Source organism: Streptomyces sp. WMMB 714 (assembly GCF_900090125.1).
Lineage (GTDB): Bacteria > Actinomycetota > Actinomycetes > Streptomycetales > Streptomycetaceae > Streptomyces > Streptomyces daqingensis.
Map to the genome: position 1 here is coordinate 292,727 of NZ_FMHJ01000001.1, position 16,236 is coordinate 308,962.

Consider the following 16,236-nt stretch of genomic DNA (forward strand, 5'->3'; position numbering starts at 1 on the left):
ACCGGGCCCAGCCGTGCCGCCCCGTCTTCGTGCGGCCGATGCGGACGCCCTGACCGGCAGGGAACGACGACGCAACCGCCCGCGGGACTTCGAACCCCGGCGATCGCGAACATGCCGCCCGCTTCCCGATGTCCCGCTCCCTACCCCCTGTTCGGACGGAGTGCACCGAACCGGTCGGCCTTCTCGATCGGCGGGGGCGCGCCGCGTGTCCGACGGGCGCCCGGCGGCGTGGCGGTCACTCGCCGTCGCCGGGCCGGCCCGCCGAGGTGTGCGCACCCGTCCCGGCAGGTATCCGGAAGCATCACCTCAGGTGGGACGGCGATTTTCTCTCACACACCCTCCCCCGATTCCGCCCAGGACCAGTTCGGAAACCCCTAGTCAGCCGGGTGCGGCGCGAGGTAATTTCACCTTCAGTCACTGACTGTCGTGATCGAATCGCAGACCGGGTAAGGGGCGGTGCGCTGTTGCGTGACTACAGCTGTCCGCCGCTCGTGGAGCCCATGCGCTCCGGCGGTCTGGCCGACTCCGTCTACGAGACGGCCGCGCGTGAGCCGGGGCTGCCCCAGCTCGCCCGTCGTGACAGCCCCGACGGCAGCACCGGCCCGTGGCGCGAGATGACCTCCGCGGCCTTCGCGGAGAAGGTGATGGGCCTGGCGAAGGGGCTTCTGGCGGAGGGCGTCGGGTTCGGCGACAAGGTCGCCGTGATGACCCGCACCCGCTACGAGTGGACGGTCTTCAGCTACGCCCTGTGGTCCGTCGGAGCGCAGGCCGTGCCGATCTACCCGACCTCCTCCCCCGAGCAACTGCGGTGGGTGCTGGCGGACTCCGAGTCGTGCGCCGTCGTCGTCGAGCACGAGGACCACGCCATGACGGTGGGTTCGGTGTGCGGGGGGCTGCAATCGCTGCGTCACATATGGCAGTTGGACGCGGGGTGCGTGGAATGGCTCACCGAGGCGGGGCGCCTCGTCGACGAGAGCGAGGTGCACCGGCACCGCGTCGCCGTCAGACCGGACATGACGGCCGCCGTCATCTACACCTCCGGCACCACGGGACGCCCCCGGGGCTGCGCCATCACCCACGCGAACCTGGGCGTCGAGTGCGACACCCTCATCGCGGGCTGGGGCGGCCTCATGGGTGAGCCCGGCCAGCAGCCCGCCGTCCTGGCCTTCCTGCCCGTGGGGCACGTGTACGGGCTGATGGTGACGGTGCTGTGCGTGCGCGGGGGCTTCCTGCTGGGTCATCAGCCGGAGATGGCCGTCCGCGACCTGGTGCCCGCGCTCCAGTCGTTCCGGCCCACCTGCCTGTTCGCCGTCCCTCTCATCTTCGAGAAGGTCTACGCGCGTGCGCGGATGCTGGCCGTGCAGTCGGGGAGGGGGGACCTCTTCGAGAGGGCCATGGACATCGCCACCCGCTACGCCGAGGCCGTGGAGGCCCAGTCGCTGGGGAAGGGGACGGGGCCCAGTACCGGCCTGAGGACACGGCACGCGGTCTACGAACGCCTGGTCTACCGCCAGTTGCGCAGCGTCCTCGGGGGCCGTACGGGCAACGTCGTCTCCGGCGGATCGACGCTCAGCCGCGATCTGGGACTTGCGCTGGCAGGCGCCGGCATCACCGTCTACGACGGCTACGGGCTCACCGAGACCACCGCCGCCGTCACCGCGCAGCCCCCGGGGCGGCCGCGGTTCGGCACCGTGGGCCGTCCCATGCCGGGTGCGGCCGTGCACATCGCGGAGGACGGGGAGGTCTGGGTGCGGGGCCCCATGGTCTTCCCCGGTTACACCGGCCTCGCGGAGGCCCGCGCCGAGTCGGAGCAAGCCGCACAGGCCGAACGGGCGGCGTGGGGCGGGGAACCGGCCCCGGCGGCCGCGCACGCGGAAACGGGCCGCCTCGGCTCGCTGCAGCGGCCGCACAACGAGGAGATGCTGAAGGACGGCTGGCTGGGCACGGGCGACGTCGGCTACCTCGACGACGGTTACCTCGTCATCACCGGCCGCAAGAAGGACGTCATCATCACCAGCGGCGGGCGCAGCGTCGCACCCATGGTGCTGGAGACGAGGCTTCGCGCCCATCCGCTCATCTCCCAGGCGCTGGTGGTGGGCGACGACCGCCCCTACGTGGCGGCGCTGCTGACTCTCGACCCCGAAGTGCTCCAGCACTGGCGGTCGGCGATGGAGCAGTACGGCCCCAGCAGGCCGGGCTCCTACAACATGGCGGAGGAACTGGAGCGGGAGGTGCAGAGGGCCGTGGCGGCGGCGAACACGGTCGTCTCGAAAGCGGAGTCCATCCGCGCATTCCGCATCATGTCCGGCGAGTTCAGCATGGAGGACGGACTCGTCACGCCGTCACTGAAACTGCGGCGGGGCGCCATCACCCGCAAATACGCGGCGGAGATCGAAGAACTCTACGCACGCTGAGCTGCCGTCCTCTGCTCAGGCGAAGCGGACGCGGCAGATCCGAGTCGGCAATGTAGCAGTGTTGAGCGCTGTACAACCGGTTCTTGTCAGGTCGAGACGAAGCCTCGACCACATCGTCACACACGCCATTAACGTCCGTCGCACTTCGAAGATGTATGTGGAGAGGAGGGCGGATGCGTTCCGCCATGGCGTCGGGGCGAGCTGCCGGCACGGTGCTGATCATGCTCGCGCTTGTGGCAACGCTTGCCGCGTTGCTGCTTCCTGTCCAGTGGTTCGACGGCAACCGCTCCTTTGCGCTTGCCCGTTCGGGCTGGCAGGACGACGGCGACGGAACCTGGAAGACGGAATATGGGCCGCTTACCCCACTCGACCGGGACTTCATACGCACCGTACGAAGTTCGGGACTGTGGGAGCTGCCCGCCGGACGTTCCGCCAAGGAGCGCGGCGGGCGCAAATCTGTCCGGATCGCCGGCAACCACCTCGTCGACGGATACACAGAGTTGGACAAGCGGACCATTGAGGCCGCCAAGACGCTGAAGCTTCCTCTGTCCAATCAGCCGACCGGCCCCCAGCAAGAGTGGCTGAAGGAGATGGAACAGGCCGACGGTGCCGAGTTCGACCGCATCTTCGTCGAACGGCTCCGGCGGGCGTCGGGCAAGAACATCGGCCTCATCGGTCTCGTACGCGATCAGACCCGCAACTCGATGGTGCGGTCGTTGGCGACCCGGGCCAACGCCGCCGTCCTCGATCACCTTGAGGTCTTGGAAGAGACCGGCCTGGTGGACTACGAGGCGCTGAACGACGAGTAATGAGTGGAGTGAATTCACTGTGAGAAAACTGAGCCACAAACGCTCGCGCACGAAGAACAAAACCATAGCGATCGTCGCAGCGCTGGTGATCGGTGGCGGCGGCGCGGCGGCGATCGGCGCCAGCGCCTTCGCCGGCGGGGACGACGAGCCCCAGTTGGCGGCAAGCACGATCGACTGCCCTGACGTGAGTCTCGCGCTCGGAGACGTGCCCGCGAAGGCCAAGGAGCCCGTCGGCCAGAAGCTCGCCGCCCTGGACCAGCAGGTCGCGCAGGCGTACGGCCAGTGGAACTCCCAGGAGGCCGACGCCAATGAGGCGCTCGGCCAGCTCAACAAGCAGCGGTCCGAGACCATCGCCAGCATCGGCGAGGACCTCCAGGCGGCCGGCGCCGAGCAGCCTGAAGACATGGCCGGCATGTCGCAGTGCCAGATGAAGCAGGAGCAGGCCGGTCAGGAGCAGGGCGGAGGTGAAGGCGGCGAGCAGCAGGCCAGCGGCCCGGCCGCCGAGGACTTCGTCGACATCACCACCGTCGAGCCCAACGCCAACGAGGAGGAAGCGGCGGGCCAGGGCGGCAGCTTCGAGACGAAGTGCGGCGTCAACGAGAACGAGCACTTCAACTCGGACAACGTCATCGCCGCTCCGGGCGTCCTCAACGGCGCGCACCACGTCCACGACTACGTCGGCAACGAGGACACGAGCGCTGCCTCCTCCGACGAGTCTCTCGCTGCGGCAGGTACGACCTGTGAGCAGAACGACCAGTCGACGCACTACTGGCCCGTGATCCGTTCGCTGGACGGGCAGGAGGACCAGCGGGGCGCCGTCGGCAGCGAGCAGAACCAGGGCGACGCCAACGAGGCCAGCACCAACAGCGTCCACAACGGCAACCAGGGCCAGGACGCCGGACAGGACCAGGGTCAGGACCAGGGCCAGGACGCGGGACAGGACCAGGGCCAGGACCAGGGCCAGGACGCGGGACAGGACCAGGGCCAGGACCAAGGTCAGGACGCCGGACAGGACCAGGGCCAGGACCAAGGTCAGGACGCCGGACAGGACCAGGGCCAGGACCAAGGTCAGGACGCCGGACAGGGTGAAGGTGAAGAGGACCAGGTCGGCGGCGGTGAAGGTGCCGAGGCCCAGCCTGGTGACGGTGGGGCGAACGACCTCAACGTCGGCTCGATCCTGCAGCCGGCCAGCGCCACGCTGAAGTTCATCAAGGGCACGAACGACGACGTCGTCGCGATGCCGAAGTTCCTGCGCATCATCACCGGTGACGCCAAGTCCTTCACGAACGGCGACGCGAACGCCAACGCGTCGTGGAGCTGCGAGGGCTTCGAGGACCGTCAGCTGACGGACAAGTACCCGATCTGCCCTGACGGCGCCCAGATGATCCGTACCTTCAACTTCCAGAACTGCTGGGACGGACAGAACACCGACAGCGGCAACCACCGCGACCACATGGCGTTCGCCGAGGAGGACGGCTCCTGCCCGGACGGCTTCCAGGCCATCCCGCAGCTGCAGCAGAAGATCAAGTACGACATCCCCGCCGAGAACCTGGTGAACGCGGACACCCCGTTCGCGGTCGACAGTTTCCCGGAGCAGCTGCACAAGCCGATCACCGACCACAGCGACTTCATCAACGTCATGCCCGAGGACCTGATGAACGAGGCGGTCAGCTGCATCAACGAAGGCCGCGAGTGCTGACGCACTAGCGACCGGCTGCAGCACCAGTCAGCCGCGGGGCCACCGAGCAATCGGCCCCGCGGCTGACGCCTCTCCGGGCCCGGACCGTACGGGCTGCCGGTCGGCTCCTCCGGCTGGCGGCCCGTGAGCGCGACCCGGCATGAGCACGCGGCGGCCCGGGAGCGCGGGTCCGGGCGGAGGCGCAGCTCACGGGCCCGGGCACGGGGCGGAAGAACCGGGCACACGACCACGGAGGCCCGGACACAGATTCTGTGTCCGGGCCTCCGTGGTCTTCAGTTCTTCAGGTCGTCACGTGGGGGGACGGTCCGTTCCGATGCGAGGGGGCATCGGACGAGGGGGGAAGTCAGAGACCGTTCACCCTGGCCTCGCGCGCGACGCCCAGCGGGCGGACGCCCGGGGTGGCGGCACGAGCCCTGCGACCGGCCCGGGTACGCTGCCGCCGGATCTGCCCCAGCAGCCGCCGGCCGCGCAGGGTCATCTCCAGTTCGAAGCGCGTGCGGGGATCACGCAGCGCCGAACCGAAGAGCTTCTCGATCTGGCGGAGCCTGTACCGCACCGTCTGGGGGTGCACCTGCAGCGTCTTCGCTGCTTCCGGCGCTCCCCCGCTCTCCAGCCACGCCAGCAGCGTGACCTCAAGCCGCTCGCTCTGCCTCGGCGTGAGTTCCGCCAGCGGGCCGAGCCAGCGGGAAGAGAGCGCACATGCCAGCGATTCGTCCTGCAGCAGCATGAGCATGGACAGATGGTCGTCGACGAACAGGACTTTCGCGTCCTGGCTGTTGGCACCGATGCCGGCGGCCGGGGGGTTGCCCGCCGGTGTCAGTTCCAGCAGCCGCCTCGCCCAGCGCACCGAGGACCCCGCGTCGTTGAGGGGGACGGTGTGACCGATCGCAGCAGTGCGACCGCGCAGCACGTTCTCCAGTGCTTCGCGGTCGTCCTCCGGATCGGGTATCAGCAGGCAGAGTTCGCTCTCGACCGGACTGACCAGGGCATTGCCGAGAGCAGCCGCGAGCTGGGGCACCTCGCTCGGGGATGCGAGTGCTATGGCTCGGACGGTCTCGGGCAGCGGCCACCTGGCGGATCGGGCCAGTTCGGTCAGGCGGGCTTCCGGGTACTCCTCCTCTCCCATGAGGGCTGTGAACAGCTGTCGGCGGGCACGGTCGATGGGAACCGCAGCTGTGACGTTCTCGCCCTGCGCATTGGTTCCCGTGTCCGTATTTCCCGTATCTCCTGAATTTCCTGAATCTTCGTTTTCCTGAGCATGCTGCCCGAGAGCCGCGAGCAATGCCTGCTCGACGGCCCACTGCGCATCTTCGCGGTCAATTTCACGCAGAAAAGCGGACATTGCCGGTATGCTGCGCTGCAGAGCATCCACCACCTGGTCAGCGATGGCGGGCAGCTCCTTCCTCTGAACACGCGTCCACTCACCACGAGGGCGAGATCGGATGCGGTTTAGAACGTCGCTCATCTTTACCTCGTTCCTGCCGGGTTGGGCCTGCCCGAGCACGGGACTGGCAGGCCCGCGGAGGTTGCCTCCGAAACCGGTATCCCGCCCCGGTTGCGGAGTTGAGGGTCCCCCTGCTTCCCCTGAGTGGGCATCATCGACACAGCGAGGTGCGGCGGCGATCCCACTGCCAGAATTTGTCACAGAGCGATAAATCCTGTGAAGGGGTTGGGGAGTTTCGAGATGCTGCTGCATCCCGACCACCGCATTTTGGTCGCGCAAAGTAGAGAGCAACACACCAGAACGTCACTGGTGATTTCCCGTTCAACTGCTTTGCGACTTACGGCAGATGCGGGACCGAGGGTCAGGTCGGACCAGGCGACTGTGCGATCGGAAGATCCGATGCCCCGAGAAAAAGTTCGTGTACCGCCTACGGAGCGCCGGTCCCCGCCGCCCGTAGCGGCCCGCAGAGGCGACGCCCGCCCTCCCCAGGGCTTCGCACCCGAGCGACGACTCGAAGCAGACATTTCACGAAAGAGCAGCGGAGCCCGTTATGTTCCTCGCATAACGGCTTTTGTGATGGTCGCCACACTCGCTCTCGTATTCGCGATCAGCAATCAGTCGCTGGCGAGGGTGTGGGCTTTCATCGACTTCGGCTCCGGAGTCGTGTCCCTGCTGCTGCTCACCTTCACGGTCCTGTGGGGTCTCGCCGCGGCGGACCAGTTCGTGCTGGATCCCAATCACCGTCTGATCGCGCAGGCGATCCACCGCGGTACGGCCGTCGGCGGTCTCGGTTTCCTCGGTCTACACGTCTGGTCGAAGATCTCACTCGGCTCGACGAGCGTGCAGGCGGCGGCGATTCCCTTCACCGACGGGGCGCAGCCGGTGCTCGTCGGGCTGGGATCGGTCGCGGGCTACCTGTTCGTCGCGGTCACCGTGACCGGTGCGGTGCGCGGCGCCTTCGCCCGCAAGGGCCAGTCGCGGCTGTGGCGGGCCCTGCACATGAGCGCTTATCTGGCCTGGGGGGCCGCACTGATCCACGGTCTGCGCGCGGGCCGTCCCGTCGCCGACTACGTGGACCTCGGGTACGGCCTGTGCTTGACGGCAGTCACAGTTGTGCTGATGATGCGACTCGCTCAGGGCCGTACCAAGCGTCCGGGATCGAGCAAGAAGGAGAAACGGTGACCTCTGTCGTGCCGAGTCCCGTGTCCGCTTCCAACGCCGACGCGGTTCCGTCCCTCGCCTCCTTCGGGCCGCCGCGGCTGCTGGCCGGCCTGGGCACCGGCGGGGCGTGGCACAGGCGTCTCGACCGCGTGGGGCATCTGACGGTGCACGGCCAGATGCCCGAACTGCGGCTCCAGGAAGTCGTCGACCTCGCCGAGAACATCGACCTGCGCGGCCGCGGCGGCGCGGGTTTCCCCTTCGCCCGCAAGCTCCAGTCCGTGATCGAGAGCGCCCGCCGTCGGCAGGACGCCCGCACGGTGGTCGTGGTGAACGGCAGCGAGGGCGAGCCGAGTTGCCTCAAGGACACGGCGCTGCTGCTGTACACGCCGCACCTCGTCATCGACGGGGCGCTGCTGGTGGCACGCGCGCTGAAGGCGGAGGAGGTGAGCATCTGCGTCGCGCGGCCGGACGTCGAGCGCTCCGTACGCGACGCCGTGGCCGAACGCGGGCCGGGCGCGCCGCGCGTCCGTGTGGCACGGATGCCGGAGGCGTTCGTCACCGGTGAGTCCTCCTCCCTCGTCAACGGTCTCAACCAGTTGCCGGTGGTGCCGTCCGGGACGGGCGTACGCGCCAGCGAGAGCGGTGTCGCGGGCCTGCCGACGATGCTGTCGAACACCGAGACGTACGCGCAGCTCGCGATCGCCGCCCGCCTCGGGGCGCTCGACTTCCGCAACGTGGGCCTGCCGACGGAGCCCGGCACGGTCCTGCTGACGGTGGCCGGTGAGCGGGTGGTGGAGACGCCGTTCGGCGCGCCGCTGCCGTACATCCTGGGCCTGTGCGGGATGGACCCGGGCCAGGGCGTGCTCATCGGCGGGTACCACGGCAAGTGGCTGCAGCGCGATCTCGCCTGGTCGGCGCGCATCTCCCGGGAGTCGCTGGACTCCTACGGCTCGACCCTCGGCGCGGGCGCGGTCCTCCCGCTGCCCGAAGGGACCTGCCCGGCGGGCGAGTTGGAGCTGGTGGCCCGCTGGATGGCCAAGGAGTCCGCCGGGCAGTGCGGCCCGTGCGTGCTGGGGCTGCCCGCTCTCGCGGACACCATCGCCTGGGCCGCCGACGGCGGCGGCCGGGAAGCTCTCGACGCGCTCTGGGCGCGCGCCAAGGCCGTGAAGGGGCGCGGCGCGTGCAGCCACCCGGACGGCACGTCGCGCCTCGTCGAGTCGACGCTCGACGCGTTCCCCGAGGAGTTCGAGCTGCACGCCCTCGGGCAGGGATGCGGCAGGCCCGTCCTCAGTTCGCTCTCGGTCCCCGGCGAGGGGCAGGTCTCGCAGGCCCGCGGTATCCGTGGCATCCGCTCGGACCGCGGCCGCACGGCGCCCGGCGTCCCGCAGAAGTCCAGGCGGCTCGTCGTCGACTGGACCCTGTGCCAGGGACACGGGCTGTGCGCGGGAGTCGTCCCCGACATGGTCGAGCTCGACGTCGACGGTTACCCGACCGGGGCGTCCGCCGCCATCCCCGACTACATGCACAAGCAGGCCCAACGGGCCGTGCGCCGCTGCCCGGCGCTCGCCCTCCGCATCGTGGAGAAGTAGGGTCCCAGCCGTGTGCGGCGGCGTTTGCACTCGGTCGAACTGGCCGCCGTACGGGGCACTTTCGCTGGTCCCGGCGGGATGGCTCCCGCAAACCTTCTGCTTTGGCGCGACATGACAACTTTTCGCCGCCTGCATCGCTCCTGCACCACACTCACATGCCAGTCACAGTCGAGTGCTGAAGGAGCGGTCATGAAGAAGCAGCGTCACGTGGCTCTGGTGGGGACCGCGGTCGCCGTAGCTCTGTTCGCGACAGGGTGTGGCTCCGACAGTGGCGGCGCTCCTCCTCAGAAGATCAAGCCGGCCGACCAGGCCGTGGGCGACGGCTACGGCGGCGGCAAGGGCGGCGCCTCCGGCAAGAAGGACGCCCCGGCCAAGACGCTGAAGGTGAAGGCCGATTCGAAGCTCGGTGACATCGTCACCGACTCCAAGGGCTGGACGCTGTACCGGTTCGACGACGACACCGCCTCCCCCTCCCAGTCCAACTGTGACGGTGACTGCGCGAAGGCCTGGCCCGCCGTGCCCGCCGAGGACGCCCAGGCGACGAAGGGCATCGAGAAGAGCCAGATCGGCAAGGTCAAGCGCACCGACGGCTCCCTCCAGCTGACGCTCGGCGGCTGGCCGGTGTACCGCTACGCGAAGGACACCAAGCCGGGTGACGTGAAGGGCCACGGCGTCGGCGAGACGTGGAACGCCCTCGCCCCCGACGGCAACAAGGCGAGCGGCGCGAACGCCGACCAGCTCAAGACCGTCAAGAACGCCGAGCTGGGCGAGATCCTGGCCGACGGCGAGGGCCGCACGCTCTACCGGTTCGACAAGGACTCGGCCTGGCCGATGAAGTCCAACTGCAAGGGCGAGTGCCTCAAGAGCTGGAAGCCCGCCAAGCCGGTGGACAAGAACAAGATCTCCGGTGTCGACCCGAAGCTCCTGACCACGTACAAGCGCCCCGACGGAGTCCAGCAGCTCACCATCGACTGCTGGCCGCTGTACTGGTTCACCGGCGACAAGGAGCCGGGCGACATCAACGGCCAGGGCAAGGACGGCGACTGGCACGCCGTCACCGACAAGGGCAAGAGGGCCGGCGCGGCTCGCTGAGCCCCCGGCCCGGTCCCGGCCGTGTCGCTGTCCGGCCGGGATCGGACGCACCCCCCTCCAGGGCCCGCCCTTCCGCGCCCGTCCCTCCCCGTTCCGCACCGCGGGGTGAGCCGGCAGGAGGCGGGCCCTGGAGGGTTTCGTGTGCCGGTTCCGGTCGCGTGTCCCGTGCGGGGCTACGTGCGCCGGTCCCGTGCGGGGCTACGTGCGCGCCGGTCCTGCACGGGATCACGTGCACCGGTTCCGTGCGGAGCGCAGCCGGCCACCGCCCTCGACGGGCCTCCCGCGACGCCTCGTCGCAGTCGGGGCCCCGATTCCCGTGTGCGCGGCCGCGTCACCGGCTCCGGCCCGCGCGCGGGGGCTCCCCCAGCCGGGCCAGGGCCGCGCTGGTCATGGCCGTCACCCCGGCCGGGAGGCTCGCCCGCACGTCCGGCGCGAAGTCCGGCGCGTGGTTCGCGGGCAGGGCGGCGAGCTTCTCGGCGGCGGTCTCACCGGGGGCGCGGGCGTACTGTCCCGCCCCCACTGCGCCGAGCATCCAGTAGACCGTCGCGATGCCCTCCTCCCCGTGGAGCGAGGAGCCCGCGTCCCCGTAGAGGGGGAAGTCCTCGGTGGCGAGGGTGGGCAGCCAGCCGGAGACGCGCTCCGGCCCGTACAGCTCCCGGTGGGCCTCGCGCACCGCCTCCGTCGCCGCGCGGTCCGTGAGCGTGACGGGCGAGCGGGAGACGACGTCGATCCGCGGCTCCTCCGGGCAGCCGGACGCCGCGCTCTCGGCCCGTACGATCCGCTCGACCGCCTCCGCCAGCCGGTCGAGGGAGGCCTCCGAGAGGGCCCGGACCGTGACGCCGAGGACGGCCTGGTCGGGGATCACGTTGCTTCCCGAACCGGCGTGCAGCGAACCGACGTTGAGCACGGCCTGCTCCCCCGGCGCCGTCTCGCGCGCCACGACGCCCTGCAGCCTCAGCACGGCCGACGCCGCGGTCAGCAGGGGGTCGACGGCCATGTGGGGGGCTCCGGCGTGACCGCCCCGCCCCCGGACGGTCACCTCCATCGTCACGCTGCCGCCCAGGACCGGCGCGTGCCCGGCCGGGTCCGCGTGGGCGACCATCCCGGCCGGCAGAGGAGCGCAGTGCTGCGCGAGCACGGTGCCCGGCATCGGGAAACGCCGGTACAGCCCGTCCTCCAGCATCGCCCGCGCCCCTTCCAGGGTCTCCTCCGCGGGCTGCGCCACGATCAGCACCGTGCCGCGCCAGCTGTCCGCGGACCGGGCGAGCAGGGTCGCGGCCCCGGCCAGGGCCGCCAGGTGCAGATCGTGGCCGCAGGCGTGCATGACGGGCCCTTCGGCGGCGTACGCCAGGCCGGTGCGCTCCGTCACCGGCAGCGCGTCCAGTTCGGCCCGCAGCATCACGCAGGGCCCCGTGCCGTTGTGCAGGACGCCGACGACGCCGTGGCCGCCCACGCCCCTCGTCACCCGGTACGGCTCCTGCTCCAGCCACTCCGCGAAGCGGGAGGCGGTGCGGCTCTCGCGGCCGGAGAGTTCGGGGTTCCTGTGCAGGTCGAGGTAGAAGGCCACCAGCGGCCTGAGGATGTCCTGGAGTCCCTGCAGGACGGGGGCTCTCTCGCCGGTGAAGGCGCCGGTTCGGCTCACGCGTTCATCCTTTCAGCACTCCCCGCGGCGGGGTGCTCTCAGTCCACTGACACCAGGTGTCAGCGAGGTGTGAGCGGAACATCGAGCCATCTGCCAGCGGCCTCGGATGGAATGGCGGCACACCTCGCCACCGGTGGTACCTGTGGCCGACTGAAGGAGCCCCCATGACTGAGAAGTCCTCCCTCGCCTCGCTCGCCGACGAGATCCTGGAACTCGAGTCGGAGACCTTCGAGATCTCCGACTACTCGGACGCGAGCGAGGTCGTCCTCGCCGGTTCGACGAGCTGCTCGTCCACCTCGACCTGCTCGTCGACCACCAGCACCACCTCGTGCAGCGCCTGACGGTCTCGGACTGAGCAACACCGAGCCCTTGAACGGCTCTCTCCCGCGCGGAGAGAGCCGTTCGCCGTCCGGGGGCCGCACGGCGCGTGCGAGGCGCTCAGCGGCGCGCACAGCCCCCTTCCCGCCCCTCGTGCTCCTCCTGCCCCCAACACCACCGGTGTCCCGACTCCCGCCGCGCACCCGGCAGTTACGGGAACGGATGCGGGACCATCCGGATCTCCCCGTCCGTGAGGTCCGCCGAGCGCAGACCCGCCCGCCGTGCCGCCGTGCGCAACCGCGGCATCAGCGGGGCCCGCTGGCGCCTCCAGCCGAAGTCGATGGGCAGCAGCCCGGGGACGAGGGTGGCGACGGTGCACAGCCCGATGCGTTCCTGCTCGGGCGTCGTCTGGTCCACGACGATCACGTCGTGGCCCGCCCGTACGAGCTCGTCCCGGCACAGCGCGAGGTCGTCGGCCAGGTCCCCGGTGCGGGGCCGCTGCCGCCGCTCCCACTCCTCCCACAGCGACTCCGCCGGCTCCTTGCGGGGAGGCTCCAGGTACGTGCGCACGTGCGGGGTCATCCTCGGCAGGCCGTAGAGCTGCGCGTGGTCCTTCAGGTGCAGCACCTTCGTGAAGTCGTCGGCCATCGCTTCCAGTTCGGGCCGGCGCTCGGCCACCTGGCGGGGCAGGTGCGGGATGTAGGTGAGGACTTCGGACAGCGCGCCCTCCAGCGCGGCCCACGGGTCGAGGCTCGCCCCCGCTCCGAAGGAGAAACTTCCGGGACCGCCGTCCCTGCGCACGGCGAGAGCGGTCACCACGGGGACGGCCAGGTCGACGCGGTTGTCGAAGGCGTGCACGTCGTAGCCCTGCATCGCCGCCCGTGCCGCCATCGCGGCGACCGCGCCGCCGGCCGGGCGGAGGTCGATCTCGGTGAGCGGCATGCCGCCGTACCAGGCGAGCAGGAACGCGTCCCGTTCGATGAGTTCGAGCAGTCCGCCGAGCACGGCCTCCTCCAGGCAGCTGCCGATGGCGCAACCATTGGAGCACTCGAAGACGAAGTTGTCGGCGGCCAGGCCCGCGCTGTAGTAGGCGAGGCGCGCTGGCACCAGGAGGGGGCGCTCGTCGCGCAGCGAGAAGCCCCACACCCAGGGGATCTCCCGGTCCGGGTCGAAAGGGGCGACCATCGGGTCGTCGCGGTAGGTCTCCGGCGCGTACAGGCCGCATTCGGCCGGGTCCAGAGCCTGTTCGCGGATGTCGCTGTAGGCCGCCGTCAACAGGGCTCCGCGGCGGCGCCGGTGGGTGCCCGCGTACCGCTCCAGGCCTTCCAGGAAGGCGAGTTCGCGGCTGCTGTCGAAGCCGTTGCCCTGTCCGCTCCAGGTGACGTCCGTCAGTCCCGCGTAGCCGCGCATGAAGACGCTGCCGGCCACGGGTGCCGTCGTCGGCGAGGTGACGTTGATCCACGTGCCGGCGCCCAGCACTCCGGTCACCGGGTTGGCCAGGGCTTGGAGCGGCATCGGGTAGGAGGACGCGGGGCGCAGCCGGTAGGAGTCGGCGTCCGGTTTGGGACGCGCGACGGGACGCAGCCGGGCGGCCGCTTCGGGGCTGTCGGCTCCGCTCGGGCCGCAGTGCGGGCAGAGGGGTTCCGCGAGCAGCGGGAAGGTGCGCACCGCCAGCGTCTCCAGGTCGAGCCGGGAGACCTGCGGCAGGGCGCGGTCGGCGGGTGAGTGCTGCCCGCCGGGCCGCAACTCGCCGCCGGCGGCGGCCTCGTGGAGGGCGCGGACGGCGTCCAGGACGTGGGCCGGCAGCACGGGCCACTCCCCCGCGGCCCGCACGGCGCCGCCCGTCTCCAGGGCGTCCCGTTCGGTCCGGGTGCGCAGCCGCTGCCAGCGCATGGCGAGGCAGCGCCCGCAGGCGGGTGCGGTGCCGTCGCCGCCCCAGGGGCCCACCAGGACCGCCTGCGCGGTGAGGTGGACGGTGGCGGCGGAGCGCTGATCCGCGAAGGGATCCGCGGGCGCCCCGCCGCGGCCCGTGGCCGCTGCGGGGCCGCCGCTGAGGGCGTCGGCCGCCCCCAGCGGCACCACGAGGGGCGCCGGCGTGCCGTCGCGGCGCTGCTCCAGGGCGCGCTGGAGCCGGTCTCGTGCGGCCCGCAGGGGGCCGGGGGCTCCGGCCGCCGGTGCGTCCGCTGTGGTGCCGCCGGGGGCGGCCGTCGCGGTCATGCCCGGTTGCTCCAGCGGAAGGTCTTCAGTGAGACGGCGCCGAAGATGACGGTGAAGACGACCAGACCGCCGCATCCGAGCACGATGTCTCCCATGTCGCCGCGTCCCGAAAGGGCCGCGGACACCGCGTCGTTGAGGTAGCGCAGCGGCAGTATCCGGGAGCCGGTCTGCAGCCAGTCGGGCAGCATGTCCATCGGCATGAAGGAGCCCGAGAGGAACGCCATGGGCACCATCAGGCAGTTGGCGATGGCGGCGACGGCCTCCGGGGTGTCCGCGAGCGAGCCGATCACCACGCCGATCGTCAGGAACGCGGTGATCCCGAAGACCAGGACGGGAAGCGCCAGCGGCCAGCTGCTCTTGAGTTCGAGCCCGAAGGGCGGCAGCAGCGCGATGCCGACGAAGAGCACCGCCTGCACCACCCCGACGCCCAGCGCCAGTACGTAGCGGGACCCCAGGACGGCCGGGAGCCTCGTCGGCGTCATCCTGATGAACCGCAGCAGGTCGTCGCGGCGCCACTGCATGAGGGTGAACGCCACGCTGAAGACGGCGGCGTTGGCCACGCCCCACGACATCACGCCGGGGGCGATGTAGGAGATGTAGGGCCGCCCGGACGCCTTCACGTCCTGACCGCTGAAGATCAGCCCGAAGACGACGAGGAAGATGAGCGGGAAGGCGAAGGTGAAGAAGAGAGTGGCCTTGTCCCTCACCTGGGCCCGGAATCCGGCTCCCGTAAGTGCTGCGTACGCGCTCATGCCTGCTGCTCCGTGTCGTTGTCGCCGTCCTGGCCGGTGCCCGCGAGGGAGCCGGTGAGTTCGAGGTAGACGTCCTCGAGGGTCGCGGTGCGCGTCTGTACGTCGTTGAGGCCCGCGAGCTTGTCGACCGCCGTGAGGACCTGCCCCGACACCCGTGTCTCCAGGACGAGCGAACCGCCCTGCAGTTCCGCGCTGTCGACTCCCTCGATGGCCAGCGCCTCCTCGGGGCTCAGCCGGCCGGCGGGGATCATCAGACGGGTGGGGACGCCGGCCGAGGAGACGAGGTTGTGCGGCGTGTCCAGCGCGGCGATGCGGCCGTCGACGAGGATGGCCACGCGGTCGCACAGCGCTTCGGCCTCGTCGAGGTGGTGGGTGGTGTAGACGATCGTGCGCCCCTGGCGCTTGAGGCCGCGCAGCACCTCCCACAGATCCCGGCGGGCCTGCGGGTCGAGGGCGGCCGTGGGCTCGTCCAGGAAGATCAGTTCCGGCCCGTGGACGAGGGCCGAGGCGATGGCCAGCCGCTGACGCTGGCCTCCGGAGAGGTTCTCGACCATCACGTCGCGCTGCCCCGTCAGCCCGACGTCCGCCAGGGCGCTGTCCGCGGCGTCGTGGCCCACTCCGAACAGGGCGGCGACGGTGGTCAGATGCTCGCGAGCGGTCTGCCGCACGAAGAACGCCGACGACTGGGTCTGCACGCCCATGCGCGGCAGCAGTTCGACGTTCCGGGGCCAGGGCTGCTGCCCGAGGACGGTGACCTTCCCGGAGTCCGCCTCCCGCAGCCCCTCCATGATCTCCACCAGGGTGGTCTTGCCCGCCCCGTTGGGTCCGAGCAGCCCGAAGAACTCGCCCCGGCGCACCTGCAGGGAGACCCCTGCCACGGCGTCGCGGTCGCCGTAGCGTTTGCGGATCTCCTCGATGACGATCGTGGTCTGCGCTGCTGCTTCGTGCCGTTCGGCCGGCACGGCCGTTGCGTCGGTCATGTCTGTTCGTGCCCCTCGGTGCTGACAGTGCTCATGGGTCGGTGCTCTCAGGTGGTCGTCGGCGGCTGGTCGGGCGGCTGGTCGGTGTCTCGGGGGTCGGGGGGTCTCGGAGGTGGTGG

At 70.5% G+C, this 16,236-nt stretch carries 12 protein-coding genes; 7 read left to right on the forward strand and 5 right to left on the reverse strand.

What is annotated here, in order from left to right:
* The first annotated feature begins 464 nt into the window (after positions 1–464).
* The 3 genes from H181DRAFT_RS01100 to H181DRAFT_RS01110 all read left to right on the forward strand — a co-directional run bounded on the left by H181DRAFT_RS01100 (position 465) and on the right by H181DRAFT_RS01110 (position 4,922).
* Positions 465–2,414 carry an AMP-dependent synthetase/ligase gene (locus tag H181DRAFT_RS01100; protein ID WP_045862223.1) on the forward strand — a complete coding sequence of 650 codons (1,950 nt, stop codon included), beginning with the start codon at positions 465–467 and terminating at the stop codon, positions 2,412–2,414.
* Positions 2,415–2,587: 173 nt separating this feature from the next.
* Positions 2,588–3,223: a DUF4142 domain-containing protein gene (locus H181DRAFT_RS01105; protein ID WP_045862224.1), complete on the forward strand. Its 636-nt coding sequence runs from the start codon at positions 2,588–2,590 to the stop codon at positions 3,221–3,223.
* A gap of 19 nt (positions 3,224–3,242) precedes the next feature.
* The gene (locus H181DRAFT_RS01110) at positions 3,243–4,922 is read left to right on the forward strand and encodes a DUF1996 domain-containing protein (protein ID WP_045862225.1); all 1,680 of its coding nucleotides are present in this window, start codon (positions 3,243–3,245) and stop codon (positions 4,920–4,922) included.
* A gap of 343 nt (positions 4,923–5,265) precedes the next feature.
* On the opposite strand, the gene H181DRAFT_RS01115 is transcribed toward H181DRAFT_RS01110, so the two are convergent.
* A complete protein-coding gene (locus H181DRAFT_RS01115) occupies positions 5,266–6,048 on the reverse strand; it encodes a PucR family transcriptional regulator (RefSeq protein WP_254666655.1) in 783 nt (260 codons plus the stop codon).
* A gap of 894 nt (positions 6,049–6,942) precedes the next feature.
* Here H181DRAFT_RS01115 and H181DRAFT_RS01120 point away from each other — a divergent pair.
* The 3 genes from H181DRAFT_RS01120 (at position 6,943) to H181DRAFT_RS01130 (ending at position 10,208) form a co-directional block, all read left to right on the forward strand.
* Complete coding sequence (locus tag H181DRAFT_RS01120) at positions 6,943–7,548, forward strand: hypothetical protein (protein ID WP_045862227.1); 606 nt, start codon at positions 6,943–6,945, stop codon at positions 7,546–7,548.
* Positions 7,545–9,116: an NADH-quinone oxidoreductase subunit NuoF family protein gene (locus H181DRAFT_RS01125; RefSeq protein WP_045862228.1), complete on the forward strand. Its 1,572-nt coding sequence runs from the start codon at positions 7,545–7,547 to the stop codon at positions 9,114–9,116. Before H181DRAFT_RS01120 ends, H181DRAFT_RS01125 begins: the two co-directional genes overlap by 4 nt.
* A gap of 189 nt (positions 9,117–9,305) precedes the next feature.
* Positions 9,306–10,208, forward strand: coding sequence for an SCO0930 family lipoprotein (locus H181DRAFT_RS01130; RefSeq protein WP_045862229.1), 903 nt, complete (start codon positions 9,306–9,308; stop codon positions 10,206–10,208).
* A gap of 331 nt (positions 10,209–10,539) precedes the next feature.
* On the opposite strand, the gene H181DRAFT_RS01135 is transcribed toward H181DRAFT_RS01130, so the two are convergent.
* Positions 10,540–11,850 carry an amidohydrolase gene (locus H181DRAFT_RS01135; RefSeq protein ID WP_199810794.1) on the reverse strand — a complete coding sequence of 437 codons (1,311 nt, stop codon included), beginning with the start codon at positions 11,848–11,850 and terminating at the stop codon, positions 10,540–10,542.
* Positions 11,851–12,014: 164 nt separating this feature from the next.
* On the opposite strand from H181DRAFT_RS01135, the gene H181DRAFT_RS01140 reads away from it, so the two are divergent.
* Positions 12,015–12,191: a thiazolylpeptide-type bacteriocin gene (locus H181DRAFT_RS01140; protein ID WP_045862230.1), complete on the forward strand. Its 177-nt coding sequence runs from the start codon at positions 12,015–12,017 to the stop codon at positions 12,189–12,191.
* A gap of 187 nt (positions 12,192–12,378) precedes the next feature.
* Here H181DRAFT_RS01140 and H181DRAFT_RS01145 read toward each other — a convergent pair whose 3' ends face one another.
* The 3 genes from H181DRAFT_RS01145 to H181DRAFT_RS01155 are packed head-to-tail and all read right to left on the reverse strand — an operon-like array spanning position 12,379 to position 16,117.
* Positions 12,379–14,385 carry a TOMM precursor leader peptide-binding protein gene (locus H181DRAFT_RS01145; protein ID WP_107068656.1) on the reverse strand — a complete coding sequence of 669 codons (2,007 nt, stop codon included), beginning with the start codon at positions 14,383–14,385 and terminating at the stop codon, positions 12,379–12,381.
* Positions 14,382–15,137 (reverse strand): ABC transporter permease, encoded by a 756-nt coding sequence (locus H181DRAFT_RS01150; protein WP_045862231.1) that lies wholly within the window; start codon positions 15,135–15,137, stop codon positions 14,382–14,384. Before H181DRAFT_RS01150 ends, H181DRAFT_RS01145 begins: the two co-directional genes overlap by 4 nt.
* Complete coding sequence (locus H181DRAFT_RS01155; protein WP_045862232.1) at positions 15,134–16,117, reverse strand: ABC transporter ATP-binding protein; 984 nt, start codon at positions 16,115–16,117, stop codon at positions 15,134–15,136. Before H181DRAFT_RS01155 ends, H181DRAFT_RS01150 begins: the two co-directional genes overlap by 4 nt.
* Positions 16,118–16,236 lie beyond the last annotated feature (119 nt).